Origin of the sequence: Uliginosibacterium flavum (genome assembly GCF_040566545.1) — a bacterium.
GTDB classification, from domain to species: Bacteria; Pseudomonadota; Gammaproteobacteria; order Burkholderiales; family Rhodocyclaceae; genus Uliginosibacterium; species Uliginosibacterium flavum.
Map to the genome: position 1 here is coordinate 100,757 of NZ_JBEWZI010000003.1, position 17,828 is coordinate 118,584.

The 17,828-nt window shown below is 61.5% G+C and carries 17 protein-coding genes; 11 read left to right on the plus strand and 6 right to left on the minus strand.

Going from position 1 to position 17,828, the window contains the following annotated elements; genetic code table 11:
• Positions 1-283: 283 nt before the first annotated feature.
• Positions 284-958 (plus strand): PEP-CTERM sorting domain-containing protein, encoded by a 675-nt coding sequence (locus ABXR19_RS03780; RefSeq protein ID WP_354599760.1) that lies wholly within the window; start codon positions 284-286, stop codon positions 956-958.
• Positions 959-1,257: 299 nt separating this feature from the next.
• Here ABXR19_RS03780 and ABXR19_RS03785 read toward each other — a convergent pair whose 3' ends face one another.
• Together ABXR19_RS03785 and aroE are read right to left on the minus strand one after the other, a co-directional pair.
• The gene (locus tag ABXR19_RS03785) at positions 1,258-2,031 is read right to left on the minus strand and encodes a sulfite exporter TauE/SafE family protein (RefSeq protein WP_354599761.1); all 774 of its coding nucleotides are present in this window, start codon (positions 2,029-2,031) and stop codon (positions 1,258-1,260) included.
• Positions 2,032-2,132: 101 nt separating this feature from the next.
• Positions 2,133-2,957, minus strand: coding sequence for a shikimate dehydrogenase (gene aroE / locus ABXR19_RS03790; RefSeq protein WP_354599762.1), 825 nt, complete (start codon positions 2,955-2,957; stop codon positions 2,133-2,135).
• Positions 2,958-3,058: 101 nt separating this feature from the next.
• Here aroE and ABXR19_RS03795 point away from each other — a divergent pair, with 101 nt between their 5' ends.
• Complete coding sequence (locus ABXR19_RS03795; protein WP_354599763.1) at positions 3,059-3,955, plus strand: LysR substrate-binding domain-containing protein; 897 nt, start codon at positions 3,059-3,061, stop codon at positions 3,953-3,955.
• Positions 3,956-4,207: 252 nt separating this feature from the next.
• Positions 4,208-5,611, plus strand: a complete 1,404-nt coding sequence (locus ABXR19_RS03800; RefSeq protein ID WP_354599764.1) for an MATE family efflux transporter — start codon at positions 4,208-4,210, stop codon at positions 5,609-5,611.
• Positions 5,612-5,719: 108 nt separating this feature from the next.
• Here the strand turns inward: ABXR19_RS03800 and ABXR19_RS03805 are convergent, their stop codons facing one another.
• Both ABXR19_RS03805 and ABXR19_RS03810 read right to left on the minus strand, forming a co-directional pair.
• Complete coding sequence (locus ABXR19_RS03805) at positions 5,720-7,540, minus strand: PHA/PHB synthase family protein (RefSeq protein WP_354599765.1); 1,821 nt, start codon at positions 7,538-7,540, stop codon at positions 5,720-5,722.
• A 32-nt stretch (positions 7,541-7,572) separates the two neighbouring features.
• Positions 7,573-8,616, minus strand: coding sequence for an MBL fold metallo-hydrolase (locus ABXR19_RS03810; protein ID WP_354599766.1), 1,044 nt, complete (start codon positions 8,614-8,616; stop codon positions 7,573-7,575).
• A gap of 151 nt (positions 8,617-8,767) precedes the next feature.
• On the opposite strand from ABXR19_RS03810, the gene ABXR19_RS03815 reads away from it, so the two are divergent.
• The 6 genes from ABXR19_RS03815 to ABXR19_RS03840 all read left to right on the plus strand — a co-directional run bounded on the left by ABXR19_RS03815 (position 8,768) and on the right by ABXR19_RS03840 (position 12,510).
• Positions 8,768-9,445: an SDR family NAD(P)-dependent oxidoreductase gene (locus tag ABXR19_RS03815; protein WP_354599767.1), complete on the plus strand. Its 678-nt coding sequence runs from the start codon at positions 8,768-8,770 to the stop codon at positions 9,443-9,445.
• Between the two features lie 126 nt (positions 9,446-9,571).
• Positions 9,572-9,775 carry a DUF1289 domain-containing protein gene (locus ABXR19_RS03820; RefSeq protein WP_354599768.1) on the plus strand — a complete coding sequence of 68 codons (204 nt, stop codon included), beginning with the start codon at positions 9,572-9,574 and terminating at the stop codon, positions 9,773-9,775.
• A 46-nt stretch (positions 9,776-9,821) separates the two neighbouring features.
• The gene (gene rapZ, locus ABXR19_RS03825; protein ID WP_354599769.1) at positions 9,822-10,682 is read left to right on the plus strand and encodes an RNase adapter RapZ; all 861 of its coding nucleotides are present in this window, start codon (positions 9,822-9,824) and stop codon (positions 10,680-10,682) included.
• Complete coding sequence (locus tag ABXR19_RS03830) at positions 10,682-11,083, plus strand: NusG domain II-containing protein (RefSeq protein WP_354599770.1); 402 nt, start codon at positions 10,682-10,684, stop codon at positions 11,081-11,083. The genes rapZ and ABXR19_RS03830 overlap by 1 nt, the downstream gene beginning before the upstream one ends.
• A gap of 200 nt (positions 11,084-11,283) precedes the next feature.
• Positions 11,284-11,856 carry a Gx transporter family protein gene (locus ABXR19_RS03835; RefSeq protein WP_354599771.1) on the plus strand — a complete coding sequence of 191 codons (573 nt, stop codon included), beginning with the start codon at positions 11,284-11,286 and terminating at the stop codon, positions 11,854-11,856.
• 36 nt (positions 11,857-11,892) lie between these two features.
• Positions 11,893-12,510 carry a flavin prenyltransferase UbiX gene (locus ABXR19_RS03840; protein ID WP_354599772.1) on the plus strand — a complete coding sequence of 206 codons (618 nt, stop codon included), beginning with the start codon at positions 11,893-11,895 and terminating at the stop codon, positions 12,508-12,510.
• A gap of 210 nt (positions 12,511-12,720) precedes the next feature.
• Here the strand turns inward: ABXR19_RS03840 and ABXR19_RS03845 are convergent, their stop codons facing one another.
• The gene (locus tag ABXR19_RS03845; RefSeq protein ID WP_354599773.1) at positions 12,721-13,203 is read right to left on the minus strand and encodes a hypothetical protein; all 483 of its coding nucleotides are present in this window, start codon (positions 13,201-13,203) and stop codon (positions 12,721-12,723) included.
• 115 nt (positions 13,204-13,318) lie between these two features.
• Between ABXR19_RS03845 and ABXR19_RS03850 the strand changes: the two genes are divergently transcribed.
• Both ABXR19_RS03850 and ABXR19_RS03855 read left to right on the plus strand, forming a co-directional pair.
• Complete coding sequence (locus ABXR19_RS03850; protein WP_354599774.1) at positions 13,319-13,756, plus strand: hypothetical protein; 438 nt, start codon at positions 13,319-13,321, stop codon at positions 13,754-13,756.
• A gap of 301 nt (positions 13,757-14,057) precedes the next feature.
• Positions 14,058-15,677, plus strand: a complete 1,620-nt coding sequence (locus ABXR19_RS03855) for an ABC-F family ATPase (protein WP_354599775.1) — start codon at positions 14,058-14,060, stop codon at positions 15,675-15,677.
• Between the two features lie 239 nt (positions 15,678-15,916).
• Here ABXR19_RS03855 and ABXR19_RS03860 read toward each other — a convergent pair whose 3' ends face one another.
• Positions 15,917-17,815: an ATP-binding cassette domain-containing protein gene (locus tag ABXR19_RS03860; RefSeq protein ID WP_354599985.1), complete on the minus strand. Its 1,899-nt coding sequence runs from the start codon at positions 17,813-17,815 to the stop codon at positions 15,917-15,919.
• Positions 17,816-17,828: the final 13 nt, after the last annotated feature.

Here is a 17,828-nt window from a genome sequence, read left to right on the forward strand (position 1 = left end):
TTGTGCAACTGGATCAACAAGTTATCACGATCTATCCGCAGCAACTTGGAGCGCCGCCTGCACGCACATTTATATATACATGGCTATCGACCCCTCTGCCAGAGGACGCCCCGGCTGGCCGTCAACCCCACACACATCAATATGTTACAAACATTCGCGACGAGAATATAAATCTACAACCGTGACAATAATCACAGTAGATTCCATCCGCAATGCAGCAAAATCGGGCCTCAGAACTGTAAGATAACCGACTTTAGCTTCACCTGACTCAGGGCAAAACATCGTGGCCTCCAATAACACTACTACTCAGTCCGGACAGCGCCGCCGCCGCTTGGCCCTTTTGCTGGCTTTGCTGCTGGCTTGTACAGCTATCGCCATCGGCGGGTCAATGTACTATCAGCAAAAGAAGGCTAAAGCAGCCGCCCTTGCTGCTGCCCAGAAATCCGAAGGAAGCAGTTCTGCATCTGGCAATCTCGCAACCGCGCCCACCAGCGCGGGAATCAGCACTCCGGAATTGATTGACGATGCGCTGAATGCCGAGGCTCCGACCCAATCCGCGCCAGCTGCCATCGCGCCGCGGCGCAAGGCTCGCCCGCTTGCCGACAACAAAAAGAAGCAGGACGACAAGTTTGCTGAAAGCGTGCTGACCCAGGCGCCTGCCGGTGCAGGTCCGCTCGACGCCTTGCCGCCGACCGGCGCTGGCCCGCAGGACATCGTACCTGGTGCGCCGCAAGCGCCCACCCCCGGCCCGACCATCGCTCAAGGCCCGAGCGACGGTCCAGGCACCGGCAACATCCCCGGCACAGCGCCAAACCCGATCCCCGCTGGCACAGGCGGTATCGTTGGCCCAGGCACCACAGTTACCCCGGTTACGGCAGTGCCGGAACCTTCGACCTGGCTGATGATGGCCGCCGGTCTGGGTTTGCTAGTGTCGGCTTCGCGTCGACGCAACAAGTAAGCAAAGAAGCACATAAAAAAGGCGACCTGCGGGTCGCCTTTTTCTTTGTCTGAATATTTGATCGCTCCCCCATCCCACGCGGGAATGTCAGTGTTGGCGTCCTACGCCAAGCTTGCAGCGGCGTGCACGGCACCCCCACGCTAAACATGGATGCAGGCATGGCCGGAGAGCCGCACACGCCGGACCTCTCCAGCACGCATGCCCGGAAAGACTTACCAAGCGCGGCTTTACAAGCATGCCCACTCAGCACTCAACCCTCATTGCTCCGCCGCAGGCGGTCAGCACTTAGCCAAAGGTGCTCACCCCAGCCAGGGCCTTACGGTTTCCCATACCAACTTGCACAACAAGCTGACCGCCAGAATCAAGAACAAGCGCCGGATCCATTGATTGCCGCCACGCATCGCCAGGCGAGAGCCTACGACCGAGCCGCAGATCGCGGCCACGCCGAGTGGCAAGGCCAGACTGTAATCGACCATGCCGGCCGGAATCAGGAACACGAGGGTGGCGGCGTTGGTGCCGAAATTCACGACCTTGGCGCAAGCCGTGGCGCGCAGAAAATCGAAGTGGAAGAAACGCACGAACAGGAAGAGCAGGAAACTACCGGTGCCGGGGCCGATGAAACCATCGTAAAAACCCAGGGCCAGACCCAGCGCCGCGCCCTTGGCAAGATCTGAACGGGTCGGCGTGCGACTCGCGTCCACATGCCCCATCTGCGGCTTGAACCAAGTGTAAACCAGCATGATCGCCAGCACCGCGATGATGATCGGCCGCATCCACTCGGTCGGCATCAGATTGAGCATGCGCACACCAATATAGGCGCCGGCAAAAGCCGTCACCGCGGTGGGCAACATCAGGCGCCAGGGCAGGTTCATGTTGCGCGCGTACTGGCGGATCGACATGCCATGCCCCATCACCGAGGACAGCTTGTCCACGCCCATGATCTGGGCGGGTGAAAAGGTGGTGAGGACGTTGTAAAAGGCCGGAATGCCAATCAAGCCACCGCCGCCGATGGCTGCGTTGATGGCACCGGTGATGAAGCAGATGGGCAGCAGGATCAGGAGTTCTTGGGTCACTTTTTTGGAACTGGAAATTAGAAACTGGGAACTGGGGGTGTAGGGCGGACGTCAGTCCGCCATCCACACGCGGTGTGCGGCTGAAGCCGCACCTACAGAAATCATGCCGCCCTGAGCGCCGCAATCACCGGCGCGGTGTCCGGACGCTGGCCGCGCCACAGGAAGAAGCACTCGGCGCCCTGCTCGATGACCATGCCCAGACCGTCGCTGGTCTGGCCCACGCCAGCAGCCTGCGCGGCGAGGACGAAAGCGGTCGGCTCTTTCTTGTAGGCCATGTCGTAGGCCAGTGAATCCTTGTCCCACACGCCCGCCGGCAGCGGCGGCACGTCATTGGTCATACTGGAAGCCGAGCCGTTGATGATCACGTCGAAGCGCCCGGCAATATCGGCAAACCCGCCGCCAGCCAGCTTGATGACGCCGGCCTGTGCGCCGAATTCGGCGGCCAGTTCCACCGCTTTGCTGGCGGTGCGGTTGGCGATGAAGATCTCAGCGGGCGCCTCGTCAAACAATGGCAGCAAGGTGCCACGCACCGCGCCGCCAGCGCCCAGCAGCAGCACGCGTGCGCCCTTGAGGCTGCGCCGGAGGTTGTGGGTGATGTCGCGCATGATGCCAAAACCATCGGTGTTATCGCCGAGGATCGTGCCGTCGGCACGCAGGGTGAACATGTTGATCGCGCCGGCTGCACGGCCGCGCGGAGTCAGCTCGTCGGCCAGTTCGAAGGCTTCGAGCTTGAAGGGCATGGTGATGTTCATGCCCTTGCCGCCGCTTTGCTGGAACGCCCGCACGCCGGCCACGAAGCCATCCAGTTCGGCGAAGATCGCGCCATATTCCATGTCCTGCCCGCACTGCTGGGCAAAGGCGGTCTGCAGGGCCGGGGATTTGGCCTGGGCGATGGGGTTGCCGATGATGGCGTAGCGGTCGGTCATGGGGAAAAGCTCCGTTGAAAAGACGTTTCAGGCATCTTAAGTTTGGTCGCAGGCTTAGTCCAATATATATTTAAGGCTCAACTAAGAGTCTGGAGATATGAATGGAGCTGCGCCATCTGCGTTACTTTCTGGCGGTCGCCGAAGAGCTGCACTTTACGCGCGCCGCCGCCCGCCTGCACATCGGCCAGCCGCCGCTGTCCCAGCAAATCCAGGCGCTGGAAGCGGAGCTGGGCGTTGCCCTGTTCATCCGCACCAAGCGCAGCGTACAGCTCACCGAAGCCGGCCAGCACCTGCTCGTGCGTGCGCGTGAAATTCTGGGTGCCAGCGCCGATGTGGCCGACGAACTGCAACGCATCGCGCGCGGCGGGGCAGGCGAGCTGCGCATCGGCTTCACCTCCAGCGGCTTGCTGATTCCGGACATCCGCAACCTGCTGCGTCATTACCGCGCAGCCTTCCCGGCGGTCAGCCTGCGCCTGAGCGAGATGACCACCCACGTCCAGTTCGCCGCCCTGCAGCGTGGCGAACTGGACATCGGCTTCGTGCGCTTCAACGAATCCGCCGCGCCGGATGGCATCCGCATGCAGATTCTGCGTCAGGACCGGCTGTGTCTGGTGCTGCCCGAGGACCATCGGCTCGCCGGGCGCAGCGACGTGTCACTGGCCGAATGTCAGGACGAAGCCTTCATCTGCTATCCCGCCTCCATCGGCGCCAGCGTCGTTGAATACCTGCGCCGCCTGTGCGCCAAGGCCGGCTTCGCCCCGCGCGTGGCGCAAGAGGCACAGGAAGCACTGACCCAGATCGGTCTGGTCGCCGCCGGCATGGGCATCGCCGTGCTGCCCGCGCCGCTGGCCGTAGTACAGATTTCCGGCGTGCGCTTCGTACCTTTGCGTGACGAAGGCGCGCACCTGATCATGGCGCTGGCCACCCGCCAGAAAGAAGACTCGCCCCGCGTGCAGGGCTTTGTCGCGGCCTGGGCGGAGCTGGTGGAGGCGCCGTAGCGAGCCTGCCTGAACAGCCGCGCGGGTATTGGATCTGCAAACAGGCATGCTGTAAACGCAAGCGGGGCGAGGCTCTTCGGGCTGTCTCTGGGAGAATCCCGTCGCCTTCTTAACGCCAAGCGACCGAGCCCCTGGTGGATTCAGGTATCGTTTGACGGCCCCACTGGAAGCTGGAAACCGTTTGGGCGCAGCCACCGCAATACGCAAATTCCGATCAAAATCTTTGCCTGCCGAAGCGCGATACTCGCCAGCATGAAACCTGCAAACAAAGCCCTCGCTCACGCCGATCTCGATCTTTACACCCTGTCCTGGCCGATCTTTGTCGAGATGGCGCTATTCATGCTGATCGGCACGCTGGGCCTGTGGATGGCCGGGCATGTGTCGGCGGCGGCGGTGGCCGTGTTCGGCCTGTCGAATCAATTGCGCATGGTGTTTGACCGTATTTTCCGGGTGGTCAGCATGGGCGCCAGCGTGATGGTGACGCAGCACCGGGGCGCAGGCGATGCCGATGGGGCACGCGCACATGCGCGTGCCGGCTTTGCCTGCTCGGTGTGGCTGGGGCTGGCCGCGGCACTGCTGGTCGGCGCCTGGCCGGAAGGCTTGCTGCGCCTGCTGTTCCTGCCGCCCGAGCTGATGAACATGGCCGTGCCCTTCATGCGGGCGATTGCCTGCGCGCTGGCGGTGGAGGCGATCAACATCACCATGTTTGCGGTGCTGCGCGCCTTCACGTTCACCCAGATCTCGATGCGTCTGGTGATGGCCATGAACCTGCTGCACCTGCTGGTCAGCGCGCCGCTGGTGTTCGGCGTCGGGCCGATTCCGGCACTCGGCGTGATGGGTCTGGCTTACGGCCAGCTGGCCTCGCGCCTGCTGGTCTTCGGCTTGCTGCTGTGGGTGTGGGCACGGCACCTGGGCATCTCGCTGCGCCTGCATGATGCGCTGCGGGTCGCACGCGAGCCGCTGTCGGCGATCCTGCACATCGGCCTGCCCAGTGCGGGCGAGAAGATCGGCTTCCGCGTCTGCTTCATGGCCACGGTGGCCATGGCGGGAAGCCTGGGCACGGCAGCGCTGGCTGTGCACGCTTACGCCATGCAGATCAATGGCATGGTGAATATGGTGGTCAACGCAGTGGCCAGCGGCACCGAAATCATCATCGGCCATCATGTCGGCGCAGGTCATCTGCAGCAAGCCAATACGCTGCTGCGGCGCTCGCTGCGGATCGGCCTGATCGCCACGGCCATTGGCGGCATGCTGGCCTGGCTGATCATGCCGCAGGCCATCGCGCTGTTCTCGGACAACCCGGCGGTGCCGGTTCTGCTCGGCAGCATCCTGGCCATCGAGTTGCTGGCAGGTCAGGGCCGCAGCCTGAACATCCTGATCACCGGCGCGTTGCGCGCAGCCGGCGACGCGCGCTATCCGGCCAAGGTGAATATCTACGTCAATGTGGTGATGGGCACGGGGCTGGCCTGGCTGCTCGGCATCCATTTCGGCTACGGCCTGCCGGGCATCTGGCTGGGTTACATGGCCGATGAATGTCTACGCGGCGTGTCGGTGGCGCTGCGCTGGTACTGGCTCAGCTGGACACCGCTGGCGCGCGCCGCGCGGCGCCGCATTCTGGGCAAACAGCGGGCCAAGGCGGCGGCGTTGGCAGGCTAGAGCCTGTCCGGAGAGCCGCACCCACATTGCCTGTACAAGCAGGCATGCCGTAAACACAAGCGGGCCGCGGCTCTTCAGCCAGCGCCCCGCTTTTTGCGTGAATTGCGTTTACTTCGGGCTCTTGTCCAGACGCGCTTTCACGTAAGAGCCCGGCGCGTCTTCCAGCACCTTGAACTTGCCCTTGGCCGGATCGCGTGCGGCGACTTCCGTGCTGTCCTGCGCTTTCACCCAGGCCTGCCAATCGGTCCACCATGAGCCGGCCTGATGCTTGGCGCCTTCCAGCCAGGCTTCGCAGTCTTCCGGGCGCTTGTCGTCGTCACGTACCCAGAAGCCATATTTGTTGGCCGCAGGCGGATTGACGATGCCGGCGATATGGCCCGAGCCACCGAGCACGAAACGCACGTCGCTGCTGATGCGCTGAGCGCCGGTATAGGTACTCTTCCAGGGGGCAATGTGGTCTTCGACAGTTGAAATGAAGTAGCACGGCACCTTGATCTTGGAGAGATCAATCTTGACCCCGCAGACCTCGACGCCGCCGGGCTTGACGAGCGCGTTTTCCAGATACATCTTGCGCAGATAAAAGCTGTGCATCTTCGCCGGCAGACGCGTGGAGTCAGAATTCCAGTAGAGCAGATCGAAGGGGAAGGGATCCTTGCCGAGCAGGTAGTTATTCACCACGAAGGACCAGATCAGATCGTTGGCACGCAGCATGTTGAAGGTGCCGGCCATCTCGGAGCCTTCCAGATAGCCGCGTTCGGCCATCTTCTTTTCCAACGCCTGGACCTGCTCTTCGTCAATGAACACACCCAGCTCGCCGGGCTGCGAGAAATCCAGCAGCGAGGTGAAGAAGGTGCCCGAAGCGATGCGCTTGTCTTTTTTCGCAGCCATATAGGCCAGCGTTGTGCCGAGCAGGGTGCCACCCAGACAGTAGCCGGCGGCATTGATTTCCTTGGCACCAGTCTGCTCGATCACTGCATCCACAGCCGCCAGCACGCCTTCGCTCATGTAATCGTCAAAGCCCTTGCCCGCCATCTTGACATCGGGATTGACCCAGCTGATCACGAAGACGGTATGACCCTGATCGACCGACCATTTGATGTAGGAGTTCTTTTCGCGCAGATCCAGCACGTAGTATTTGTTGATCCACGGCGGCACAATCAGCAGCGGACGGCTGCTGACCTTGGCAGTCGTCGGCGTGTATTGCAGCAGCTGCATCAGCTCGTTCTGGAACACGACCTTGCCGGGCGTGGTGGCGACGTTCTTGCCCAGCTCGAAGGCCGAGGTATCGGTCATGCGGATACGCAGGCTGCCATCGCCTTCTTCGACATCCTGCAGCAAATTGTTGAAGCCCTTGATCAGGTTCTGGCCGTGACTGCGGATGGTTTCCTGAAAGACTTCGGGATTGGTCAGCGCGAAGTTCGACGGGGCAATCGCGTCAATATATTGGCGGGTGTAGAAGTTGACCTTCTTCTGCGTGCCTTCGTCCAGACCCTCGACGCCGGAAACCGTGTCGTGAATATGCCGCGCGGCGATCAGATAGCTTTGTTTGACGAAGTCGAAGAGGAAGTGATCCTGCCAGTCTTCATGCTTGAAACGCTTGTCGCCGGTGGCCGGGCTGGCGACCGCGTCGGGCGACAGGCCCCACATGCGCTGCATGGAGTGCTGCCACAGCGAGAAGTAGTCCCACACCAGATTCATCTGGTTCTGCGCCAGCCGATACGGATTGGCCAGCAGCTTGTTCATCATGTCCATGAAAGCCTGGGCCACGCCGAGCTCGTCGCTGGGCGGCTGGATGCCCTTTTTCATCTCGCGCTGCATATGCGCGTTGAGCAGCTTGGAAGCGCGCTGCGCCACTTCGGCGTAGGTCTTGGCCATCTCCTGATGGTTGGCCAGCTCGGGCTTGGGTGCTTCGATTTTGGGGGCAGCCATGGAACAGACTCCTGAAAGAGGGGTTGATGAGGCTAAGAATGAAGCTGAGGAAGCGTGATGGATTGGTAACGGATGGGGGCGCCATCTTCTTTAGTGCAGCGCAGCAATCCTCGGTGCCACAAATGATTCAGATGGGCGATGGCCTCGCCCATGGCAAACATCAACTGGTGCGCATCCAGCGGCCGCGTAAACAGCGTCTGCAGCAGCTCGGCAGCGCTGCGCGGCTCCGTCAGGCCTTTGAGCATTGTTGCATCGCGCTCGGCGTGGTGGGCCACGAGTTGGCCTATTCGGGCATGCAGGCCACGGAAGGGCAAACCGTGCGCCGGCAACACCAGCGTGTCCATCGGTAGCGGCACGAAACGCTGCAAGGAAGCCAGAAAGCGCCCGACCGAATCTTCGTCCGGCATCGCGGCGGGCACATTGATATTGGTGGTGATGCGCGGCAACAGCATGTCGCCAGAAATCAGCACGCCGGCCTCGGCACAATGCAGCGAAATATGCTCGGGCGAATGGCCGTAGCCGGCAATGGCCCGCCAATCACGATTGCCAATGCGCAACACGTCGCCATCGAGCATGCGCTGGATCTGTGTCGGCAAGGTCGGCACGCCGCGCTCATACACATTGCCGCGCGCCTCCATTTTCGCCAGACGCTCTTCATCCAGGCCGTGATGGCGGAAGTGGCCGAGCATGCTGCTCATGCCATAACCGCTGGTCTGGCCATGAACGGCATGCGCCAGCATGAATTCGCTCATCGACATCCATACCGGTGCACCGGTCGCCCGTGAAAGCCAGTCGGCGTTACCGATGTGATCGGGGTGGTAATGGGTCACGATGATCTTGCTGATCGGACGCTCCAGGGTCGCAATCAGCTCGGTCCACAGTCCACGCGTAGGCGGATCGCCCAGGCCGGTATCGACGATGGCCAGACTGCCACCATCTTCAATCAGCCACAGGTTGATGTGGTTCAGGCTCCAGGGCAAGGCAAAACGCAGCCAGTGCACGCCGGATGCGACTTCCAGGCGCGCAACGCCTGCAGGCGCATCAGAAAAGGGATGACGGAGGGGTGGAGCCGACATGCCGATAAACCCGCTGAAGATTTCAGACTGATGATGCACCGCAGCATCGCCGGATGCAAGCTTTGAGGGCCGCCGTCTAGCCTTCGCGCCGGCATGGGCACATAATCCTCAGCTCAGTGTCATGTACCCATTCTGATCCGAGGCCACACCCATGAGCAAGACCGTACTTATCGCTGGCGCCAGTCGCGGCATCGGCCTGGAGTTCGCCGTGCAGTATGCGGCGGAAGACTGGCACGTAATCGCTGGCTGCCGCGCGCCAGAACAAGCCAAAGGCTGGGCTCCGGCCAACGTCGACCTGCAGACACTGGATGTCACGGACGTCAATTCGGTCGCCGCGCTGAGCTGGCATTTTGATGATGCGCCGCTGGATCTGCTGATCGTCAATGCGGGCGTTTTCGGGCCCGACACGGGCAGCTTTGCCGCCCCCGGCGACGACACCTTCGATGCCGTGATGCACACCAATGTGCTCGGACCGATGCGTCTGATCCAGGCCTTCGGCTCCTGCGTGGCACGGGCCGGCGGCGTAATCGCGGTGATGTCCTCGAAAATGGGCTCGATCACCGAAACCAGTGGCACCGATGCCCTGGCCTATCGCTGCTCCAAAGCCGCCGCCAACATGCTGGTGAAAGTCGCAGCCAACGAACTCGGGCCACAAGGCGCCACCGTCATCAGCCTGCATCCGGGCTGGGTGCGCACCGACATGGGCGGCCCCAACGCCGCGATCAGCGTCAGCGAATCGGTTGAAGGATTGCGCAAAGTCATCGACGACCTGTCAGCCGACGACAACGGCTGCTTCCTTGACTACACCGGGCGCAAGCTCAGCTGGTAGAAGCCCCAAAAAATGATTCTGACTTTGTTGCCCCTCCTTGCCGTACTGGATGTACTGTCATCGTCGGGGCGTCGCGTCAGAAGCGCTGCGTTGCACTCCGCTTCATTTTTCCGGGGCTTCTGAGCTATGGCCGCCGAGCTTCCCGCCTCGCCTTGCGTACGCGACTGCTGTCTGGATGATCGCAACAATACCTGCGTCGGCTGCTTTCGCACGCTTGATGAAATCACCGGCTGGCACAGTGCCGATGCGGCAGAGCGCGAAGCCATTCTGGCGCGCTGTGCGCAGCGCCGCGCCGCCCACGAGGCTTGGCAACAGACCCTGCGGCGCTGATTTTCGTTATCCTTCGGCTTGCAGACCCGTCTTGGCACAGTAACCCATGCAACTCACCCTGATCAGCGGCCTCTCCGGCTCCGGCAAGAGTATCGCCCTCAAACTGCTCGAAGACACCGGCTATTACTGCGTCGACAATCTGCCCTCCACCCTGTTGCCCCAGCTCATCGGGCAACTCCAGGCAGAGGGCTACACCCGCGTCGGCGTGGCTGTGGATGTGCGCTCCGGCGCCAGCATCGAAGCCCTGCCCGAAGTAATTACCCATGTACGTGAACTGGTACGCGACCTGCGCTTCATTTTCCTGGACTCGCGTGATGAAGCCCTGATCGCGCGTTTCTCGGAAACGCGTCGGCGTCATCCCTTGGCCGAAGACGGCAAGACCCTGCAGGAATCGATCAGCCATGAACGCCACCTGCTGACCCGCATCGCCGAACTCGGCCATCGCATCGACACCAGCGCCCTGCACCCGAACGTGTTGCGCGGCTGGATTCGCGAGCTGATCGAATCCGCCCCCAGTGCCGGGCCGACTTTGCTGTTCCAGTCCTTCGGCTTCAAGCACGGCCTGCCGGTGGATGCCGACTTCGTCTTCGACGTGCGCTGCCTGCCCAATCCCTTTTATGACCCGGCCTTGCGCGGCCTCACCGGCCTGGATCAGCCCGTGATCGAATTCATGCAGGCTTCGGACGATGCCCTGCGTATGGCACAGGACATCAGAAAGTTCATCGCCGACTGGCTGCCCTCGTTCTGCCACGACGGCCGCAGCTACTTCACCGTGGCCATTGGCTGCACCGGCGGCCAGCACCGCTCAGTGTATCTGGCCGAATGGCTGGCGCGGGAATTCGCCGATCAAGCCAAGGTCATGGTGCGGCATCGCTCGCTCGATGCCGGGCTGAAGAAGTCCGCCTGATGCGGCTCTCCACGAGGATATCGGTACGTCACTGGCTCGCCCTGCTGCTCCCCGGCGATTATCTGGTGATCCTCGCCGCCTTCGGCGCTACTCTGGCCGCCGGGTTGACCCTGTGGGGGCCGGATCTGCCAACCACGGCCATCGTGCGTGCCGGTGGACAGACCGTCGCCAGCCTGCCGCTGGATCGCTCCGCCCGATTCGAAGTCAAGGGGCCGCTCGGCATCACCCATATCGAAGTCCAACCGGGGCGCGCTCGCGTGGCCTCCGACCCCGGCCAGCGTCAGTACTGCGTGAAGCAGGGCTGGTTGTCACGCAGCGGCGCAGCGGCGATCTGCGCACCGAATGAAGTCAGCCTGCAACTCACCGGCCGGCGCGCCGCCTATGATTCGATGAGTTATTGAACCAGGAGAGCACAATTGCGGGCTTTTACAGACAGGCAAGTCGATATGAATGCCGACATTTGCCCCCATCACAACTTTCTCTGCTCAGGTGAGCCCACGGCAGCTTCCAGAATGCTGCTTCGCAAACAACGAAGCGCCCCCTTCGCCGTCATTCCTGGCTTGACGTGGCTTCATCAATTCAGAAGCACGCTACTCGCTTGATGACCCAAACCTTCATCCGCGCCGATGCCTCCGACCACCGCGTCGCCCGCTACGCGGCAGCCGCCATCGTCCTGTCAATTGCCGAAGCCGCCATTCCGACGCCTCTGCCCGGCGTCAAACCGGGCCTGGCGAATATCGTCGTGTTGCTGGTGCTACTGCGCCACGGCTGGTCCGAAGCCGCCTGGGTCGCGCTACTGCGCGTCTTCGCCACCAGCCTGTTGCTCGGCCAGCTGTTTGCTCCGGGCTTCTTCCTCAGCCTCGCCGGCACCCTGTGCACGCTCGCGCTACTGTCTGTTGCCGTACACCTGCCGCGCCGCTGGTTCGGCCCGGTCAGCCTGTCGGTCCTCGCCGCTTTCGCCCATATCGGCGGACAGATGCTGCTGGCCCGCGTCTGGCTGGTGCCTCACGAAGGTCTTTGGGGCCTGTGGCCAATCTTCTCCGCCACCGCCACCTTCTTCGGCGCAGTCAATGGTCTGATTACGGCTAGGCTGCTGGCAGATTCGCCAGTCGCTGATAAGGCGTCGCAAGTCGCAAGTCGCGAGTCGCGAGTCGAAACAGCCGATGCACCGTAGAATTGGCGACTTGCCACTAGCGACTCACGACTTGCGATGACGATAAAAACCATCACCATCACCGTCGCCCTCACCGGCGCCTCCGGCATGCCTTACGGCCTGCGCCTGATCGAAAGCCTGCTCGCCGCAGATTGTCGTGTGCAGTTGGTTTACACCCAGGCCGCGCAGATTGTCGCCAAACAGGAAATGGATCTGAGCCTGAGCAGCAACACGACTGAGACCGCCGCCATGCTCAGCGCCCGCCTCGGCGCCAAGCCCGATCAACTCGTCGTGTATGGCCGCGAGGAGTGGTTCGCGCCGATTGCCTCTGGCACCAACCCGCCGGACGCGATGGTCATCTGCCCCTGCACCATGGGCACCCTGGCTTCGGTGGCGGCCGGCCTGTCCAGCAACCTGATCGAGCGCGCCGCCGACGTATGCCTCAAGGAAGGTCGCAAGCTGGTGATCGTGCCGCGCGAAGCACCCTTCTCCACCCTGCATCTGGAAAATATGTTGCGTCTGTCGCGCATGGGCGTCGTCATCCTGCCGCCCAACCCCGGTTTCTACCATCACCCGCAGACGGTGCAGGATCTGGTCGATTTCGTCGTCGCGCGGATTCTGGATCAATTGGGCGTAGCGCATCAGCTGATGGCGCGCTGGGGCGAGAAAAAATAGACCTGTCCGCAGAGCCTCATGGGGCGGGCTTCTTCCGCTAGGTATGCTGCACAGGCAGAATGGGCGAGGCTCTGCAGACGCCCTGCTGCAAGAACCATACTGCACAAGCCTCTTCATGACATGCATAAAAAAGGCCCCGTCCGAAGGCGGGGCCTTTTTACATAAGCCGGGGGAGCTTCAACCTCGGAAACTACCCCGGAAGACTACGTATTACTGAACACGAACAATCTCGGTGATGTTGATGCCACCCGATGCTTTGCCGGCTGTACCAGAGATATCATTTTCGCGACCGTAGAAGAGTTTCACGCTCGTGTAAGCATGACCCGCAACACCGGAATAGGTGATCGTATCGCCTGTTGCTGCCGCAGTAGAGATCCCCGCTTCTTTAGCAACCAACACCATATCGTCACTACCGAGCAGTGCTACTTTGCCCAACGTCGCCGTGCTAGACGTCTGCTTGTAAGCAACCGTCACAGTAAATGCCGTACCAGCGGTTACCGGAATCGCCATATAGGTCCGAACGGTGCCAACGGTAGCGCCTGCAGTTACCAGAGAGCCTACTGCGCCCATTGTTGTCGCATCGCTAGTAAAGAACGATCCGTTGGTATTCCAGATGCTGGTGGTCGTAGCATTGTTGGCTGAGCCTGCTGGACGATAACGCAGCACGCTTGCCTTGGTCGAATAGAAAGACAAGCCATCGACCGTAACAGGGCCAACGGTGCCGATACCGTTATCCGCTGCTGCGGCATATGCAGCAGCAAAAAGTGTCGTACCGGATGCGGAATAAGCTGCATCGCTGAAGCCCCACGTGGTCGTAACTGGAACTACAACAGGAGGAACGACAACGCCACCGGAAGATGAGCTGGAGCTGCTCGACGAAGAAGAGGAGCTGGAGCTGCTAGAGGAAGAAGAACCCGCACCCGAAGAGCTTGAAGAAGAGCTGCTCGACGAGGACGACGAGCTGGAGCTGCTAGAAGACGATGAGCTGCTCGAAGAAGATGTCGTCGCTGCCGGCGTGCTGCTGCCACCATCACTGCCGCCACCGCCACCGCAAGCCGCCAGAACCAAACTGACGACCAATGCTGCCGCCACCCCTTTACCACTGAACTTCTTGACCATCTGTCCATCCTCCTGGTTAATCGGCTTGCTCGCGGTGCGGCTTGCCATAAAATTTGCAACTGACACCGGCCTGCCTTCTGCATGCAGCGTCCGTGAAGCAGGCTTTCCAGCAATCCGCCTGCAATGACAGTAGGTGAAAATCCTACAACAAGCCGAGGGTATTTGTGAATTGATTTCGCTCATAAATGACTTGGATTGCGAACTAAGTCACACAAAAGCCACACCTGATCGAAACAGGGATGGCATCGGTAACAATTTTTTACGGCTAAAGAACCTTGCCGGATAGGTGAGCCGCCTCTTTTGGGCCTTTTGCCTGGCTTTGTGCCGACGCAAGCCGTTGAGCTATCGGCGATTTTTGCAGTGCGCTAGAATTGACGCCTTTTCCGCCTCGACATTCGTCGGGACGCCGGTTATTCAGGGAATTCGCAGTGCTTATCGCCAACAACATCACCATGCAGTTCGGGGCCAAGCCCCTGTTTGAAAACGTTTCGATCAAGTTCGGCGATGGCAATCGCTATGGCCTGATCGGTGCCAACGGCGCCGGTAAATCCACCTTCATGAAAATTCTGGCCGGCGAGCTGGAACAATCCGCCGGCAACGTGGCTCTGGATTCGGGCGAGCGCATGGCCTTCCTGCGTCAGGATCAGTTCGGCTACGAAGACGTGCGGGTCATGGACGTAGTGATGATGGGCCACGAGCAGATGTGGGCATGCATGAAGGAAAAGGACGCGATTTACGCGAACCCTGAGGCCACGGAAGACGACTACATGCATGCGGCGGAGCTGGAACATCAGTTCGCCGAATACGACGGCTATACGGCCGAGGCGCGTGCCGGTGAGCTGCTGCTGGGCGTGGGCATTCCCACCAGCCAGCACAATGGTCCGATGAGCGAAGTGGCGCCGGGCTGGAAGCTGCGCGTGCTGCTGTGCCAGGCGCTGTTCTCGAATCCGGACATCCTGCTGCTGGATGAGCCGACCAACAATCTGGACATCAACACCATCCGCTGGCTGGAAAACGTGCTGAACAACCGCAGCAGCACGATGATCATCATCAGCCACGATCGCCACTTCCTGAATCAGGTGTGTACCCACACCGCCGATCTGGATTACGGCCGCATCCAGATCTATCCGGGCAACTGGGACGATTATCTGGAAGCCTCGACGCAGGTGCGCGAGCGCCAGCAGGCGCAGAACGCCAAGGCCAAGGAAAAGGTCGCCGAGCTGCAGGAATTCGTGCGCCGCTTCTCGGCCAACAAGTCCAAGGCGCGTCAGGCGACCAGCCGCGCCAAGCAGATCGAGAAGATCAAGATCGAGGACTTCAAGCCCTCCAGCCGCCAGTATCCCTGGATCCGTTTCGATTACGACGAGAAGGAAAAGCTGCACCGCCATGCCGTCGAAATCGACAACATCAGCTTCGGTTACGAGCCGGATCGCAAGATCATCAAGAAATTCACGGCAACCTTCGAGGCCGGTGAGCGCGTGGCGATCATCGGCGAGAACGGCGTCGGCAAGACGACGCTGCTCAAGCTGCTGGTCGGCGATCTCAAGCCGCAATCCGGTCACATCAAGTGGGCCGAGAAGGCCCGCCCCGGCTATTACGCTCAGGATCATTCAACGGATTTTGCCGAAGACCTGAACCTGACCGACTGGATCTCGGGCTATGTGCGCGAAGGCGGTTACGACGGCGACGACGCCATCACCCTGATCCGCGGCACGCTGGGCCGCTTGCTGTTCCAGGGCGACGACGTGAAAAAATCCGTCAAGGTGATCTCGGGCGGCGAGCAAGGCCGCATGCTCTTCGGCAAGCTGATGCTGCAGCGCAAGAACGTGCTGCTGATGGACGAGCCGACCAACCACCTCGACATGGAATCGATCGAGTCGCTGAACTCGGGCGTGGACAAGTTCGACGGCACCCTGATCTTCGTCTCGCACGACCGCGAATTCGTCGATTCACTGGCCACGCGCATCATCGAAATCAAGGGCGACGGCCAGATCATCGACTACCCGGGCACTTACGAAGAGTATTTGGCTAGTCAGGGACTGGAGTAATCAGGGGCAGGAATAAAACACCGGCCTGTTTGAACGGCATTAGCCCCACAAGAGCGGCTTCAGGCGCGAATGATTTTCGCGGCTGAAGCCGTTCCTGCAAAACCGCCACGCCCTATCCCGAGAGCCGCGCCCGGCAAGCATCTTCAGCACCCCTGCCCGAAAAGACTTACTGGGCGCGGCTCTGCAAGCATGCCCACTCAGCACTCATTGCTCAGCACTCGGAACTCCGCCGCAGGCGGTCAAAGCTCGCCGATCTCTTCCAGCTCGGTCTGGATTTCCAGCCAGCGTTCCTCGCCCACGTCGATGCTCTGCGCCAGTTCGCCCTGACGCTTGAGCAGGGTCTGCACCAGCGCGTTATCGCCGCTGGCATACAGGGCCGGGTCGGACAGGCGCTCGTCGAGCAGCTTCTTCTCGCCCTGCCAGCCAGCCAGCTTGCGCTCCAGCTGCTCAAACTCCTTCACCAGCGGGCGACGGCGTTGCAGCCTGGCCTGCCGATCCTGTTTGTCAGCCTCGCGCGCGGCGATGCGCGCCAGCTTGTCGTCACCTACATTGGCGGCGGCTTCACGGTTGCGGCGCTCATCCAGCCACACGAGGTAATCCTCGATGTCGCCGTCAAAAGGCTGGGCCACGCCATCGGCCACCAGCAAGAATTCATCGCAGACCGTGCGCAGCAAAGCGCGGTCGTGACTGACCAGCACCATGCTGCCTTCGTATTCCGACAGTGCGAGCGTCAGCGCGTGGCGCATCTCCAGATCGAGGTGATTGGTCGGCTCATCGAGCAGCAGCAGATTCGGTTTGTGGCGAATCAGCAGAGCCAGCGCCAGGCGCGATTTTTCTCCGCCCGAAAACGGCCCGACTGGTGTATCGACCATGCCGCCACGGAAGTCGAAACCGCCGAGGTAGTCGCGCAGATCCTGCTCGCGCGTCAGCGGCTCCTGACGCACCAGATGCTGCAAGGGCGACTCGTTCGGGCGCAATTGCTCCAGCTGATGCTGGGCGAAGTAGCCGAAGACCACGCCCTTGCCGAACAGAGTCGAGCCACTCTGCGCCGCCAGCTCACCCGCCAGCAGCTTGATCAGGGTGGATTTACCCGCGCCGTTGGGGCCGAGCAGGCCGATGCGCGCGCCTGGGCGCAATTCGAGTTTCAGCTTGTTGATGATGATCTTGTCGCCATAACCGAGCTGCACGTCTTTCAGCGTGACCATCGGGTCGGGCGCGCGATCCGGCTCGGGGAAGACGAAATCGAAAGGCGTGTCGACGTGGGCGGCGGTGATGCGCTCCATGCGGTCCAGCGCCTTGATCCGGCTCTGCGCCTGACGCGCCTTGGTGGCCTGGGCACGGAAGCGGTCGATATATTTTTTCAGGTGCGCGACTTCGCGCTGCTGCTTCTCGAACAAGGATTGCTGCTGCGCCAGCTGCGCGGCGTGCTGATCCTCGAAACTGTCGTAATCGCCGGTGTACAGCGTCAGCTTCTGCGCTTCGAGGAAGGCGATGTGGGTCACGCAGGCATCGAGAAAATCACGATCGTGCGAGATCAACAGCAGCGTGCCGCGATAGGCGGCGAGCCAGCGTTCCAGCCACACCACCGCATCCAGATCGAGGTGATTGGTCGGCTCATCGAGGAGCAGCAAGTCCGAACGGCACATCAGCGCCTGCGCCAGATTCAGGCGCATGCGCCAGCCGCCGGAGAAGTCCGACACCGGCCGCGCGAAATCCGCGTCGCCAAAACCCAGGCCATGCAGCAGCGTGCTGGCGCGTGCATTGGCCGAGTAGCCATCGATCTCCTGCAGGCGCGTGTGCAGCTCACCGATCAGGTGGCCGTCGTGCGCGGTTTCGGCCGCCAGCAGATCGCGCTGCACGCGGCGCAGTTCAGCGTCGCCATCGAGCACATATTCCAGCGCCGAAGTCGTCAGCGCCGGCGTTTCCTGCGCCACGTGGGCGATGGACCAGCCGGTGGGAATATCGAGATCACCCATGTCCTGATGCAGCTCGCCACGCAGCAGGGCAAACAGGCTGGACTTGCCCGTGCCGTTCGCCCCGACGACGCCGACGCGCCAGCCAGGATGGATCTGGAGGGTGAGATTATCGATGAGGCGACGGGCGCCACGCGCAAGCGCGAGATTACGGAACTGGATCAAGGTGCAAGGGTCT